General features: G+C 28.2%; 17 protein-coding genes. 14 read left to right on the top strand and 3 right to left on the bottom strand.

Features of this window, described 5'->3' with window-relative positions; translation table 11 throughout:
• The first annotated feature begins 279 nt into the window (after window positions 1-279).
• The 6 genes from OIF33_RS07970 to OIF33_RS07945 all read left to right on the top strand — a co-directional run bounded on the left by OIF33_RS07970 (window position 280) and on the right by OIF33_RS07945 (window position 4,600).
• Entirely contained in the window at window positions 280-690 is a 411-nt protein-coding gene (locus OIF33_RS07970; RefSeq protein WP_322503700.1) for a hypothetical protein, read from the top strand.
• Between the two features lie 5 nt (window positions 691-695).
• Window positions 696-902: a helix-turn-helix transcriptional regulator gene (locus tag OIF33_RS07965; RefSeq protein WP_322503699.1), complete on the top strand. Its 207-nt coding sequence runs from the start codon at window positions 696-698 to the stop codon at window positions 900-902.
• A 567-nt stretch (window positions 903-1,469) separates the two neighbouring features.
• Window positions 1,470-2,924 carry an N-acetylglucosamine-specific PTS transporter subunit IIBC gene (gene nagE / locus OIF33_RS07960; RefSeq protein WP_322503698.1) on the top strand — a complete coding sequence of 485 codons (1,455 nt, stop codon included), beginning with the start codon at window positions 1,470-1,472 and terminating at the stop codon, window positions 2,922-2,924.
• Window positions 2,925-3,276: 352 nt separating this feature from the next.
• Window positions 3,277-3,666 carry a hypothetical protein gene (locus OIF33_RS07955; RefSeq protein ID WP_322503697.1) on the top strand — a complete coding sequence of 130 codons (390 nt, stop codon included), beginning with the start codon at window positions 3,277-3,279 and terminating at the stop codon, window positions 3,664-3,666.
• A gap of 392 nt (window positions 3,667-4,058) precedes the next feature.
• On the top strand, window positions 4,059-4,418 hold the full coding sequence (locus OIF33_RS07950) for a DUF3221 domain-containing protein (RefSeq protein ID WP_322503696.1): 360 nt from the start codon (window positions 4,059-4,061) through the stop codon (window positions 4,416-4,418).
• A gap of 32 nt (window positions 4,419-4,450) precedes the next feature.
• Window positions 4,451-4,600: a hypothetical protein gene (locus OIF33_RS07945; protein WP_322503695.1), complete on the top strand. Its 150-nt coding sequence runs from the start codon at window positions 4,451-4,453 to the stop codon at window positions 4,598-4,600.
• Window positions 4,601-4,630: 30 nt separating this feature from the next.
• On the opposite strand, the gene OIF33_RS07940 is transcribed toward OIF33_RS07945, so the two are convergent.
• Both OIF33_RS07940 and OIF33_RS07935 read right to left on the bottom strand, forming a co-directional pair.
• Complete coding sequence (locus tag OIF33_RS07940) at window positions 4,631-4,930, bottom strand: hypothetical protein (protein WP_322503694.1); 300 nt, start codon at window positions 4,928-4,930, stop codon at window positions 4,631-4,633.
• 86 nt (window positions 4,931-5,016) lie between these two features.
• Window positions 5,017-5,244, bottom strand: a complete 228-nt coding sequence (locus OIF33_RS07935) for a hypothetical protein (RefSeq protein ID WP_322503693.1) — start codon at window positions 5,242-5,244, stop codon at window positions 5,017-5,019.
• A 318-nt stretch (window positions 5,245-5,562) separates the two neighbouring features.
• Between OIF33_RS07935 and OIF33_RS07930 the strand changes: the two genes are divergently transcribed.
• From OIF33_RS07930 to OIF33_RS07910, 5 genes are all read left to right on the top strand, one after another.
• On the top strand, window positions 5,563-7,566 hold the full coding sequence (locus OIF33_RS07930) for a hypothetical protein (protein ID WP_322503692.1): 2,004 nt from the start codon (window positions 5,563-5,565) through the stop codon (window positions 7,564-7,566).
• 103 nt (window positions 7,567-7,669) lie between these two features.
• Entirely contained in the window at window positions 7,670-8,245 is a 576-nt protein-coding gene (locus tag OIF33_RS07925) for a GOLPH3/VPS74 family protein (protein WP_322503831.1), read from the top strand.
• Between the two features lie 3 nt (window positions 8,246-8,248).
• On the top strand, window positions 8,249-8,509 hold the full coding sequence (locus OIF33_RS07920; RefSeq protein ID WP_322503691.1) for a helix-turn-helix domain-containing protein: 261 nt from the start codon (window positions 8,249-8,251) through the stop codon (window positions 8,507-8,509).
• Between the two features lie 188 nt (window positions 8,510-8,697).
• Window positions 8,698-9,564 carry a Cof-type HAD-IIB family hydrolase gene (locus OIF33_RS07915; RefSeq protein ID WP_322503690.1) on the top strand — a complete coding sequence of 289 codons (867 nt, stop codon included), beginning with the start codon at window positions 8,698-8,700 and terminating at the stop codon, window positions 9,562-9,564.
• 261 nt (window positions 9,565-9,825) lie between these two features.
• A complete protein-coding gene (locus OIF33_RS07910) occupies window positions 9,826-12,468 on the top strand; it encodes a calcium-translocating P-type ATPase, PMCA-type (protein ID WP_322503689.1) in 2,643 nt (880 codons plus the stop codon).
• A 160-nt stretch (window positions 12,469-12,628) separates the two neighbouring features.
• Here the strand turns inward: OIF33_RS07910 and OIF33_RS07905 are convergent, their stop codons facing one another.
• On the bottom strand, window positions 12,629-12,820 hold the full coding sequence (locus OIF33_RS07905; RefSeq protein WP_322503688.1) for a hypothetical protein: 192 nt from the start codon (window positions 12,818-12,820) through the stop codon (window positions 12,629-12,631).
• A 90-nt stretch (window positions 12,821-12,910) separates the two neighbouring features.
• Between OIF33_RS07905 and OIF33_RS07900 the strand changes: the two genes are divergently transcribed.
• The 3 genes from OIF33_RS07900 to OIF33_RS07890 all read left to right on the top strand — a co-directional run bounded on the left by OIF33_RS07900 (window position 12,911) and on the right by OIF33_RS07890 (window position 14,662).
• The gene (locus OIF33_RS07900) at window positions 12,911-13,381 is read left to right on the top strand and encodes a hypothetical protein (RefSeq protein ID WP_322503687.1); all 471 of its coding nucleotides are present in this window, start codon (window positions 12,911-12,913) and stop codon (window positions 13,379-13,381) included.
• A gap of 94 nt (window positions 13,382-13,475) precedes the next feature.
• Window positions 13,476-13,883, top strand: a complete 408-nt coding sequence (locus tag OIF33_RS07895; protein ID WP_322503686.1) for a DUF5412 family protein — start codon at window positions 13,476-13,478, stop codon at window positions 13,881-13,883.
• Window positions 13,884-13,924: 41 nt separating this feature from the next.
• Window positions 13,925-14,662 (top strand): WecB/TagA/CpsF family glycosyltransferase, encoded by a 738-nt coding sequence (locus tag OIF33_RS07890; protein ID WP_322503685.1) that lies wholly within the window; start codon window positions 13,925-13,927, stop codon window positions 14,660-14,662.

Raw genomic sequence — 14,662 nt, 5'->3', positions numbered from 1 at the left:
TATATAACTTTTATAATTTAAAGTTATAGTTTTAAATTATGATTTAATTGAGTAATGATTTTTAGTCATTCTTTTAGATTTAGCTTAATTTTAAATGAAAATCAGAATTTATAATTTTATATTTTGAACTTATAACTTTGAATGAAATGAAAAGATGCTTTCTGATATTTGATCAAAAAAAGTTATAAATATATCATAAAACCATTTACTATTATTTGTAAATGGTATATATTTATAACATGGGAGTTAGAAATATATAACTTTAAAGGAGAGGTTAGTGTGTCAGAAACCAAGTTAAGTATTAAAAATCAACTATATTTAGGAACTGTACCATGGTTATTTGTATTTTTAATAAAAGTATTGCAAGATTCCAACTTTTTTAGTAGAGAAACAAGTAGCTTCTTAGGACTAGTGTCGTGGATTATTATAATTATTACTTTAGGGTATGAAACAAAGGAAAAGGAAAAAAATGATGAATATGCTAACAAAATTTTTGGAAAAGTAGATGGTATATGCATTAAAGCCTTGCTTTGGATTGTGGTAGCAATTATTGTTTTTATAGATTTTCCTACAAATATTTCTAGTGAGTTTATTTTGAAATTATTCAAGAATATATTGTGTTTAATTGTAATTGGAATAATGTTTTTAAGAGCTATCCTATTTAGTTACTATGAGAGAAAGGGGATTTAAATAAATTGCCTATATTAAAAACAAAAATAAAAGAATATAGAGAAAATGCACTAATGAAACAAAATGAGCTTGCAGAGTTAGTTGGTGTAAGACGGGAAACTATTGTTCATTTAGAAAGTGGTAAATACAATCCTTCTTTAAAACTAGCTATGGATATAGCAAAAATTTTTGAGGTTCCAGTTGAAGAGTTATTTAGATTTGAAGATGAATAGATAAGAAATAGGAAGTCAATTTATTAAACAGACTTCCTATTTTTGCTTTCTAGTAAATCAGAATATTATTTAATATATAGAATTTTAAAGGAATGTTTACTTAATGTATATAATATGTAAATAATATACATGTTATAATTAAAATGAAAATAAAGTTAAAATATGTATTTTTATCTTATAAATGTTAGTTGAAATATTAAGTCTAAATAAAAATTTAAACTATATTTTAATAAGTAAATACATATATAATAAACAATTAAATAAAATACATACAACTATTATAAGTGGTTTGGTGTATGAAGTTAGCTGTTTATTAAATCAAAGTTTTATTACATAGTTTTTAGGGAGGTGTATAAAAGAGATTTTTATGAGGGCTATCAAATTAATTATTAATAGTGAATTTGAATAGCGAAAGAAAACGTTTTTAAAAGCAATTATAAGCGAATGTAATTATTAAATTGTCAATCTGTTACTTTACTATGAAAATTAGTTAGCCTTTTAAGAAATAAGGGATTCTTAATTGGTTTGTTTAACAGAACGTGGACTTTATAAGGGGGAAAATTTAATATGATGAAATATTTTCAGAGATTAGGTAAATCTTTAATGCTACCAGTTGCTGCACTTCCAGTAGCAGGTATATTAATGGGAATTGGATACTGGATAGATCCAACAGGTTGGGGAGCAAATAGTGTTATATCAGCCTTCTTATTAAAATCTGGTGGAGCTATTATAGATAACATGGCAATTCTATTTGCTATTGGGGTAGCAGTTGGTATGTCAGATGATAATGATGGAGCTGCAGGCTTAGCAGGTTTAGTATCATGGCTTATGATAACTACATTATTATCTACTTCTGTTGTTGCTATGCTACAAGGTGTAGACGTTGAAGCTGTTAACCCAGCCTTCGGAAAAATACAGAACCAATTCATAGGTATTTTAGCCGGTTTAATAGGTGCTGGTTGTTATAATAGATTTAAAAATACTAAGTTACCAGATTTCTTAGGATTCTTTAGTGGAAGAAGATGTGTAGCTATAGTAACTGCACTTGCTTCAATAGTAGCTGCTTTAGTTTTATTCTTTGTATATCCTATAATCTATAGTGGATTAGTTTCATTTGGTGAATCTATGATATCTATGGGACCAATAGGAGCTGGGATATATGGATTTTTTAATAGATTATTAATACCACTTGGTTTACACCATGCTTTAAACTCAGTATTCTGGTTTGATGTTGCTGGTATAAATGATATAGCAAACTTCTGGTCAGCAACAAATGGTACTTTAGGACAAACTGGTATGTATATGTCAGGTTTCTTCCCAGTAATGATGTTTGGTTTACCTGCAGCTGCTTTTGCTATGTATACTTGTGCTAAAAAGAATAAAAAGAAAGCTGCTGCTGGTATATTATTAGCTGCTGCCTTATCTTCATTCTTCACAGGTGTTACTGAGCCATTAGAATTCGCATTCATGTTCTTAGCACCAGGATTATATGTAGTTCATGCATTATTAACAGGAATATCCATGGCTGTTGTTGCGGCTTTACCGGTAAGAGCAGGATTTAACTTCAGTGCTGGTTTCGTAGACTGGATATTAAGCTTTAAATCACCAATGGCTTTAAATCCATTATACTTAATTGCTATAGGTTTAGTAGCGGCAGTTATATACTATGTAGTATTCGTAGTTATTATAAAGAAATTTAACTTAAAGACTCCAGGTAGAGAAGATGATGATGAAGATGATTCAAATGCAGTTTTAGCAAACAATGATTACACTAATGTTGCAAAAGTTATCTTAGAGGGACTAGGAGGCGCAGGTAATATCACATCCATTGATAACTGTATAACTAGACTAAGATTAGAAGTAAAAGATCCTACATTAGTTAATGAGAAGAAGATAAAGTCTTCAGGTGTATCAGGTGTTATAAGACCTGGAAAAACAAGTGTTCAAGTTATTGTTGGAACACAAGTACAATTCGTAGCTGACGAATTCAAGAAACTTTGTAAGTCTAAAAGCTATGTATAAAATTTAGATTGATTAAAGAGGTAAAAGTCTAATTCATTAAGAGTTTAATGAAAAATATGACTTTAAAACTAAAAAATAAGTCCAGTAGAATAATTAAAGTTTCTACTGGACTTTTATTTTGGGCTTAAGTAAGTATTAATTTAAAAGTCTAAATTTAATTAGTTAATATTTTCTTTAAATTAAAGGCTTTGTTTTAAATTAGTGTTGATTTTTAGTTAGGTCTGAATGGCTAGCTAAAAATCAACACTCACCTAAAACATAACCAAATTAAAAAATAAATTTTTAAAAGTGTTAATTTTTTAGAGGTTTTACTGTATAATTAACAATATATGTATTATATGGGAGGGGTTTTATGTTTAAACTAAATTTAAATGAAGAAGAAATTCTAATGAAAATTACAGTTATGAAATCTGTAAGTAATAAAGATGTGGCTATGAATTTTATTGGAAATCTAATAACTAGAGCAGGAGGAGATGTTGCATATAAGATACATTTAATCTTAACTAGGGATTCGCTTTACTTAGAACACATAGGACATGTATCTTTAGGATATGCTGAAGAGACAAGAAACATTGACCAAATACCTTTTAAAGACTTAAAAGAGTTTTCAGTAACTACTAAGGGTGAGGAAGAAGAAGTAAAAATAATAACTACAAATAAAGAGTTTAATTTTTTTAGAGATAATTCAAAGGGTGATGATTTAGCTTTAACTATGGCTAAAGTAGTAGAGGATCTTAAATAATTATACTTTTAGGTAATCTTAAAAAATCATTAGATACAAACTTTAGTTGAGAAAAATTAATATTTACATTTAGAAATAAAGAAGATTGAAAAATGCAATCTTCTTAAAAAGCCAATAAAGGGAAGTCTTTTGACTTCCCTTTTAATTTATATTTTTAACAATGTTTTAAAATATAACATAATTATCAATAAGTAAATCAAGTGATTATAAAGAAGAAATAAATTTAATATAACATTTATTTTAAGACATAGGAAATAATCCTATAGATTATATTGAAATAGACAAGTTGAAGAGTAGATTAACTAATAATTTGCTTTTTAATTATATTATGTATTTCAATAGGATTCCAAAAGAGGTAAGTATCAAATTTTTTTAATTAAGGAGCAATAAATTTGAGAAAAAATAAAGTGGTATTTGGAGTTATAGGTTTATTATTAATCTTTATTTTTAGCACTGTTGGCTTTAGGTTTATATCAAAGTCAAAAGAGAAAGTGAATTTTTACTGTAATATAGTTGAAGTGAGAGATAATAGTATTATGGTCAAAGGAATTGCAGAAAATGATGTTAATCATAGAGGAAACTTTATACTTCATATAGATTATAATACAAAAATAATAAACTTAGATGGGGAGAGCGTGAGTCTTAAGGAATTAAAGTTAGGGGACTTAATTGAAGTTACTTATGATGGACAAGTTGCTGAATCAGAGCCTGCTCAAATATTTAATGTATATAAAATATCTATATTAAGTTAATTTGTATGTTAAGGTAAGTAGCATGGGCGTTAATGTATGAGGAAATAGATATTGAAAGAATCAATCACAATATGAACTATTATGAGTTTACAAAGGATGTTTTAGATAGATTAGACTGGGGCATTGTGACAGTACAGTTTCTACTTATTATAAATATTAAAATAAGGCTAGAAGGTAATTAATCTAACTAGCCTTTTTATTTTAAAATTAAACTATTTTAAAGGTCTTAATATATACTGTTGAAGAAATACTATGCCTAATATTACTATAAGTAAAGAAGAAACAGTATTAGCTTTAAAATATACTGTAAATAGACATAAAATTAGAATAATGAAATTTAAAAAGGTTGAAAAGAGTATCTTTTTGTATTTTTCTTCATTTAAGTTTTTATATAAAACACCATTAAATCTTATGTGAGTATCTCTAGCTAAAAATGCACAAAGTGGATGAACAATACCAGTCATCAATATAATTAAAAGTATTATTAAAGATATACAATAATATATAACCATAAATTCAATCCTTTCTAAAATTAATATTTTAATTAATAAACAACTAAAATTAAGTTATTCATTTTGAGATATATTTTAATTAAAGTCTAAAAACATTTCCAAACATCTTTATATGTAAATTCTTTTTTGCAAAATAGAGTGTAGATGAAGAAAATGGATGTAGATAGTCCAAAAACAATATCACCAAAATCTTGAGATTTGTCTAAAGGAAAATAAAATGCTAACTGTATTATTATCAAAAATAAAAATATGACCAAAAAGTAATCCGGATCTTCTTTTAGCTTTTCAATGTTAAACCACAAAAATCTTTTCATAATTTTCTCTCCTTTGCTTTAGAATTTTATTCAAGTTAAATTATACTTTTATATAAAAAAATCACAACACATTTTGCATAACTGGTCAGAAAATTTACAAAATTGGTGTGAAAGTAATAAGATATATCAACAAAAGATTTATAAAGCGTGAATTTAAGAAATGAAATGTATAAAAATTTTTAATAAATTAATTTTAATATTAAAATTAATTATTTTAAAAATTATAATATAAATTCTACCAATTTTATATTATAATAAAATAAATTAACAAATTATACATATTATTAAAATGTTATAAACATATTTAGGAGGAAATTTATGAGAAAAAAGTCAATAAGCTTATTAATAATATCAGCAATAGCATTTACGTCTTTTACATCACAGATAAGTTATGCTGATACTGTAGATAAGACACAGACAGGGGATAAGGCAGTAGTTGAGAGTAACTTAGATACTACTACAAATACTAATGTGGAGGCTAGTGAGCCAGAGAAGAAAGTGTTCGATAACTCATATATAAACTTTAAGAATATATGGGGAGGAAATTCATTAAAAATCTTATTTAACCAAAATACTATGAAGATAGAGGCAATAAGTGAGTCGGGTAATTTTGGAAACTCAGACAATAACTTTACCTTCAAATTAATCACTAAGAAAAGTGGACAAGCAGTTTTAGATGCAACTGCAAACAGCAAATATGTTAAGGACTTTGTATCTAAGATTAATGATGCATCATTCAATTATGGAGATGTTGTAGCATTAAATATAAATAAATCTTCAGGATTATCTAATCCTACTTTATACAGCAGTGGAACTTCAACAAGAACAGATTGTATTGAGAAAACTCAATATTTTGAGATAACTAAGGAAGGTCTTGTGAACTATACTCCAAGTATTGATGTTAAACCTTTGAATATTTTAGGCGAGGGAACAATAGTATCAGCTAATGTTTTAGGAACTACAGAGCCAGGTAATAAGGTTTGTGTTTCTGTAGATGACAATAAGTTCTATGGAAATGCTGATTCAAAAGGAAATTTTTCTATAACCATAACTGATGATAAGGGACTAAATGCTAATACTCCAATTTATGTTAGTATTGGTGAGTTTAATGTTTCAATATATCCTCAATTATTAAATAAGGAAAATATGAAGCAGGAGACAGTTACAGGATATAAATATATTTTAAATGCAGATTTAAATGAATTAACTAAACCTTTTGATTCAGAAGTATATTATGCCAGAACATTATTAAGTGAAGATGGACAAAGGGCTTGGGACTTAGCTTATAAAACTTTACTTAATTATGATAATAGTGATGATAAATATCCAAGAGATTCACAGGGAAATACTATAGTTTCTATAGATTATGCTTCTCAAGGAATAAACATAAATACCGATGATTCTCAAAAAATACAAAAGTATTTAGTTAGAAATTGTCCAAGGATGTTCTTATTAAAGGACTGGGGAGCATCACCTATCAACAAGGATGGAAAGGTTGTTGGACAAAAGTTTTATATAGGTAACGGGGCTCAAAATGGAGATGATTACCATAAACAACTTTTAGAAACAGAAAAATCAGTTTCAGAAATTTTAAGCAAAATTCAACCTAACATGAGTGTATATCAGATAATACAATCACTACAGTTTAATTATGAAAGTATGGTGAAGTATGCAAATACAGGGGCTTGTGGAGATATGAGAGGTTCATTTATAGATCACAAAGCTATTTGTGGAGGATATTCAAAGGGATATGAGTATTTACTTCAAAGACTTGGATTAGAAGGAATATGGGTAAATGGATATGCAGGAGGACCTCATGCTTGGAACTTTGTTAACTTATATGGAAACTGGTACTTAAGTGATACAACTTGGGGTGGTGAAAACTGGTACTTAAATGGTTGGGATAGTGATTTCACTAGAAATCATAAGGTTTATGATACATATGATGTTATGCCAGAATTAGCGAAGGATAGTATTCCTTGGAATATAGGAAATATTAATCAAAACATAGCTAACTTAACTGGAGTAGTAAGCTATAAAAATAATAGTGATGGAACAATAATAGTAACATATGATGATAGCCAAAACATAAATAAAAATGTTCAAATAAACACTAACTTAAATAACTGGAAACCAGTTAATATGAAGAATGATGGAAATGGAGTATGGAGTGTAACTCTTTCTAATGCTGGAGAAAATGAAAATATCAACTTCTTCTTTAACATAAATGATCAATATTCAACTACAGGAAATATTAAAGCAAATAACTTAAAAACAGAATTACTTCCTAATGGAATGAATAACGTTGTATTAAGCAAGTAAGAGTTTATAATGACTCCTTTCTTTTAGATGTTAAGAAAGGAGGTTTTTTATATTTAATAGATAAGCTAAAATTATGAAATACTAAGATCTATTCAATTCATCTATATTAATTGAGTTGTTTTTAGACAATAAGATAGCTTTTAATGAGAAGGATCAAATTATTGTTACTGATGCAAGATTAACTGGAATTCAATATGTTGATGAGGTTTTAAAGACTATTCATGAGTCCAAGAACTTAAAGAAACTAGATGGGTGGATAGAGCATTTTTATATACACTCTAAGTTTTGTAGCAAGGTATATAACTCTATTGTAAAAGAGATTATTGATAATGGAATTTTAGAAAAGGAAAATGGAGAAAAGTTAGTGGATTTCTCTAAAGGAACCTTTAAGGATAGCAAGGATATAGGAGAGCATATCATTCAAAAATTAAGAGCTGAATTATTGGAAGAGAGATCTATTGATGAAAATACTATGTATCTTTCACTTCTTTTAGATTCAAATAAAATGCTAATGGCTTATTTTTCAGAGTATGAGTATAAAATAATAAAAGAGAGAATAGAAGAAGTAGCTAAAAGTAATGAAACTAGAATTTTTAAATTAATTAAGAAAGAAATTACTAAGATTGAAAATTATTCAGCACTTAACTTAGTTTCAGATATAATTGCAGGATTGGTGTAGATAATGTCAATACCAAGAAGTATTAAGAGAATACAAAATTCTGATTTTGTTACAATAAGCGAATTAGTTAAGTTAACTGGCATGAGATACAGTACATTAAAATACTATACGGAGGAGGGGCTATTACCATTTGAACAGATTGATAATAGGCTCGTTAGAAGGTTTCCAAGAGAAGAGGTAATTAAGCGTATTGAAGAAATAAAAGAATTAAAAGCTAATGGGTTAACAATAGAAGGAATTAAAAAAATATTATTAGGTATTTAGAAGTTTTAAGTGATTTAGTTATGTGCTAGAAGCTAAATCACTTTTTTACGTATAGTCAAGGTGAAAACCCCTTAGCACAATATATATCCTTATTTAACTACATATAAGCTATAGAATAATTTGTTATGAAATATTTTTCCCTATATAATATTAATTGATTTTATTATTACAGTTTATGAGGTGAAAGTATGAAGAAATACAAAGTAATTGTTATGGATGTTGATGGAACATTAACAAACAATGAAAAGAAAATAAGTGAAAAAACTAAAGAAGCTTTATTAAAAGCTCAAGAAGATGGAATGATTTTAGTTATTGCATCAGGAAGACCAACATCAGGATTAATGTACTTAGCTAAAGAATTAAAAATGGACGAGCATCATGGGCTTTTAGTTTCATTTAATGGTTCAAAGGTAATTGATTGTGAGACTAATGAAGTTTTATTTAATGAAACTATGAGTGTAGAAGATGGACAAGCTGTTCTTGAGCATATGAAAAAATTTGAGGTTAAACCTATGATTTGTAAAGGTGAATACATGTATGTTAAGGATGTGTATGATAATAAGATAAATTATAAAGGAGAGCCTTTCAACATAATTAAATATGAAGCTCGTAATTGTAGATTTAAATTATGTGAAAAGGATGATTTAGTAGCTTTTGCAGATTATCCATTAAATAAGATATTAACTGCTGGTGATCCAGAATATTTACAAGCACATTACAAAGAAATGATGGAGCCATTTAAAGATACTTTAAGTTGTATGTTCACAGCAGATTTCTTCTTTGAATTCACTGCTAAAGGAATTGATAAAGCAAAGGCTTTAGATACTGTGTTCGCTCACTTAGGGATTAGTAAAGATGAGGCTATTGCCTTTGGTGATGGTCATAATGATGCATCAATGGTTAAATACGTTGGCCTAGGTGTCGCTATGGATAATGCAGTACAAGAATTAAAGGATATCTCTGATTTTGTTACTTTATCAAATGATGAAGATGGAATTGCTTATGCACTAAATAAATTCCTTAAGGAAGAAGTAAAGGAAGAAGTATTAGTTTAAAAATTTTTAGATTTTACTTTCACACAAAACAGGATGTTTTAATAGAATATCTTGTGGGGGAGTAGTTTGCACGAGAATGTGTTACAAATGCCAACATACTGACTATTTATAGTCTGGCTTTGTATTAAATAATGAGACTCACGTATAGTTTTTATGCTATGCGTGTGTCTCTTTTTGTTTTAGAGATAAAACTCATGTATGGTTTAAAAACTGTACATGAGTTTTTATTTTATATAGATGAAAATGGAGGTAGAGGATTATATGAATGCTTTTATGAAGGAAAAACAAGAAGTTATTGACTTTTTCAACTCAAATGAAAGGGAAGGGTTAAGTGAACTACAGGTAAAAGAAAATCAGAGGAAATTTGGTGAGAATAAGCTTAAGAAATATGAATCAGAATCCCTTATTAAACAAGTGATTAATGCAGCTACAGAACATATGATTCTAATGTTAATCTCAGCAGGAATAATTGCCTTAGGTGTTAATGTCATAAGAGCTTTAAATGGTGGTAATGCTGATTTTCTTGAATGTTTAGGGATATTTATAGCAATTTCTTTATCAGTTATAATCACAGTTTTTATGGAGCAAAAGAGTGCCAAAGCTTTTGAAGCCTTAAGTAAAATCAATGAAAATACCTTGGTAAAAGTTATTAGAAACAATGAAGTTCAGGTAATACCACAAAAGAATATAGTTAGTGGGGATATTGTTTTAGTTGAAACAGGAGATAAACTTCCTGTAGATGGGAGATTATTAGAGGCTGACTCCCTTATGGTGGATGAATCTGCTTTAACAGGTGAGAGTATGCCTGTAAATAAGGATTCAGAGATAATATTTCATGAGAAAAGCATCCCAGTGGCAGAACGTACGAATATGCTTTATTCAGGAAGCTTCGTTACAGAAGGAAAGGGAAAAATGATTGTAACCAATGTAGGAGAAAGTACTGAGTTTGGTAAGATAGCCAATGAGTTATCATCAACTCAAAAATCAAATACTCCATTACAGGAAAAGCTAGCTAGGTTAGGAAAGCTTATAACTGTGCTTGGAGTCATGGCTGCCTTTATAGTATTTTCAGTACAGATTATAATATTTTTCTTGAGTGGAACTATTTCTCTTGATACAGTATCTGAAGCATTTATAACAAGTATAGTACTAATAGTAGCAGCTGTGCCAGAGGGATTACCAACTATTGTTGCCGTGTCTCTATCCATAAATATTATAAAGATGTCAAAACAAAATGCCCTAGTTAAGAAGATGATTGCTTGTGAAACAATTGGATGTATAAATATGATTTGCTCAGATAAGACAGGTACTCTCACAGAGAATAAGATGAAGGTAATAGATATATATGTAGATTCTCATATAGTAAAACCTAGTGAGTTAAATAATAAGGACATAATAGAAAATTTCTGTATAAATAGTACGGCAGACTTAGAATTAAAAGATAAGGAAATTAAATTCATTGGAAGCCCTACAGAATGTGCTTTATTAGTAGCTGTTAAGGAAGCAAAGAAAGATTATAAAGAAATACGTAATTTTAATAATATGCTCTATGTATTTCCTTTTTCTTCAGATACTAAGAATATGACTACAATAGTAGGAAAAGAAGAGGAGGCATACGCTTACACAAAAGGTAGTCCAGAAAAAATTATATCTATGTGCAAAATAAATGAGGAAAATAAAAAAGAGATAGAGAAGGAAATTGAGAAATATCAAAATAAGGCTTATAGAGTAATAGCTTTTGCTCATAAAAATTTAGGGCGTATTAATAATTATGAATGGATTCGAGAGTTAGTAGAAAGTGAAATGATATTTGATGGGTTTGTTGCAATATCAGATCCACTTAGAGAGGATGTGTTTGTCTCAATCAATAAGTGTCTTAGTTCAGGAATAGATGTGAAGATACTTACAGGAGACAATTTAATAACAGCAAAGGCCATATCAAAGGAGTTAGATTTACTTCATAACAACCATATAGCGGTAGAGGCAAAGGAAATAGAAAACTTAAGTGATGAAGAATTAGAGGAGCTATTACCTAAAATCAGAGTAATAGCACGAAGCACGCCATCAATAAAGATGAGAGTTGTGAAAATCCTTAAGAGATTAGGAAACATTGTAGCAGTTACAGGTGATGGGATAAACGATGCTCCTGCAATAAAAAGTGCTGATGTGGGAATATCCATGGGTATATCAGGAACTGAGGTTTCAAAAGAGGCAAGTGATATAGTCTTATTAAATGATTCTTTTTCTACAATTATAAAAGCAGTTCAATGGGGACGTGGCATATATGAGAACTTTCAAAGATTTATACAGTTTCAGCTTACAGTTAATTTATCATCCGTAATAGTTGTACTTTTCACCATATTATTAGGTTTTAAATCTCCTTTTACAGCCTTACAATTATTATGGATAAATCTAATAATGGATGGTCCACCAGCCTTAACTTTAGGTCTTGAACCTATAAGAGAGGATTTAATGGGAAGAGAACCAACAAAGAGGAATGCTAATATTGTAACTAAAGGAATGTTAAGAAGAATAGTAATAAATGGAGTCTTTATATCCTTAGTATTTATAGGACAGAATATTTTTAATTTTATGGGTGCTACTAAAGAACAAATGCCAACAATATTATTTACAATGTTTGTTGTATTCCAATTATTCAATGCATTTAATAGCAGGGAGTTAACCAATACTAGTATTTTTAAGAATATTTCTAATAATAAGGTGATGCTAGTAGTTTTCCTAGTGACATTTACTCTACAAGTTGTTATAACTCAATTTGGTGGAGTATTCTTCAACACTATAGCTTTACCAATTAGTATGTGGATTAAAATAATCTTAGTTGGATTTTTAGTAATACTAATTTCTGAAATCAGCAAGCTAATTCAAAGAAGACTTTCTAAATAACAGCATTCAAAAGAAAATATTTAATATAAGAGTTAAAAGCTTATATCCTTAATGAATAGGGATATAAGCTTTATTTATATAATAAAAACATTTTAAGTCTTTAATGTTTATATTTTTAAAATTATTCAATATCAATTTTAACTCCACGTATATTAGCTGATTACTTAGTTAATCCTTTTCTTTTAACTAGGTCATTTAATAGTTTAAATGATTCTTCAGCTTGATCTAATAAACCAAGTTCTTTATAAGATTTTGCACGGTAATAGTGATATAAGAATAGATTGTTTTTCACATAGAAACTAGTTATATCTACTAAATCAAGAGACTCTAAGACCACATCAGATTTCTTCATTTATTATCTGTTAAATAAATTTAAAAATATTCTTAAGGTAATATCTTGGCAATATTTAAATGATAAACTTATGGAAGAGGAGGGGATAAAATGAACTTTTTAAATAAGCTTAGAAGTATAAATGAAACATTAAAACTTGTGATTATTTATATTTTTCTATATGCTTCATCTTTGGTAGTAGGCTTTAAGGTTGATAATAAATACACTCCAATGACAGAAAATGCTCATGTCATACTAATCATAAATACTATTTTGTTTATTGGTTTAGTAAAAATATTTAGTGTGAAATTTAAAAAGGTTAGAAACTTTATTATTGGATTAATGGCTTTCTTTATTGTTTTTATAATTGACAAGGACTATTTTTTATCTTGGTTTTATCAATCAACACCAAATGATAGTATCCTTTCATTTATTACCTACCCATTAAACATAATTTTATTACCTTTTGTAGGAATGTTTGAGGTTTTATATAACTTTGGATTATTTGATTTTTCTTTTATAATTGTGCCAATGTACTTCCTTTTTCTTATCTTTGTTATGAAGAAAATCTGTAAAGATTGATATTTATAATATAAGTAAGTTTTAATAATTCTAAGAGTAATTTATAATTAAGATGAGAAGAGAGTTATGAGTTCAAATATTAAGGAGAAAATTTATGGAGGATAAAGGGATTACTAAAAATTCAAAAAATAAGAGATCCAAGATTATATGGGGAGTAGTTATCTTTGTTTGTATAATCTTCTTAGGAGTATCTGTTTTTAAAATATCATCAGCAGTAAACGATATTACTGTATATTTTAAACCAAGTGAGGAACTTTTAGGAGAAACAGTATCTAGTGATGGAAAATACAAAGTTCAGGCTTATCTTGTTAACGGAGGATCAACAACAGATTGGGCAGTAAGATGCTATTTGAAAGAGGGTAATAGCAAAAAGGAAAAACTAATATATAATGATTACCATATAGAAGAGGTAGATATGACTTGGGTTGATGCTGATACTATTTCTATAAATGGACATGATATAGACTTGCCTAATGGAAAATATGACTTTAGAGATGAGTAATTAAAAGCTCATTTAACTTATTACAAAGGAGAAGATAAATTATGAAAGTTAATATATTAGATGTTCCTTTTGATAACATAAGTAGTATAGAAGCATTAGAGAGATTATTGAGTTTTTTAAAATCAGATAAAAATCATTTATTAATAACACCTAATCCAGAGATTGTAATGGAGGCTCAAAGCAATAAATTGCTTTTTAATATTATAAATGAAGCTGATTTGGTTATTCCTGATGGTATTGGAATAGTATTAGCCTCAAAATTATTAAAGGATGAAATAAAGGAAAGAGTAGCAGGATGTGATTTAATATTTGAACTTTTTGATGCTATTAAGGAAACTGATGAAACCATTTATTTATTAGGTGCTAAACCTGGTGTTGCTAAGAAGGCTCAAGTTTTAATGGAAGAGAAATATAAAAATCTAAAAATTGTTGGAGTTCATGATGGATACTTTGACAAAGAAGAGGAGCAGTTAATAATAGAAGAAATTCAGCGTTTAAAGCCAAGTGTATTATTAGTTGAATTAGGTTGTCCAAGACAAGAGGAATGGATTTATAGAAATAAAGATATATTGCCAGTTAAAATAAGTGCAGGAATTGGTGGAAGTATTGATATAATGGCTGGAACTGTAAAGAGAGCACCAATAATTTTTAGAAAGCTTAATTTAGAATGGCTTCACCGCATAATATTAGAACCTAGTCGTATATTTAGGATAAAAAAGATACCAATATTTTTAATAAGAGTTATTAGGTTTAAAGAGAAGAATACAGAACATAAGTAA

Source organism: Clostridium sp. LIBA-8841 (assembly GCF_034439435.1).
Lineage (GTDB): Bacteria > Bacillota > Clostridia > Clostridiales > Clostridiaceae > Sarcina.
Note: the sequence above shows the minus strand (reverse complement) of the source record. Positions and strands in the feature narration are given on the sequence as shown.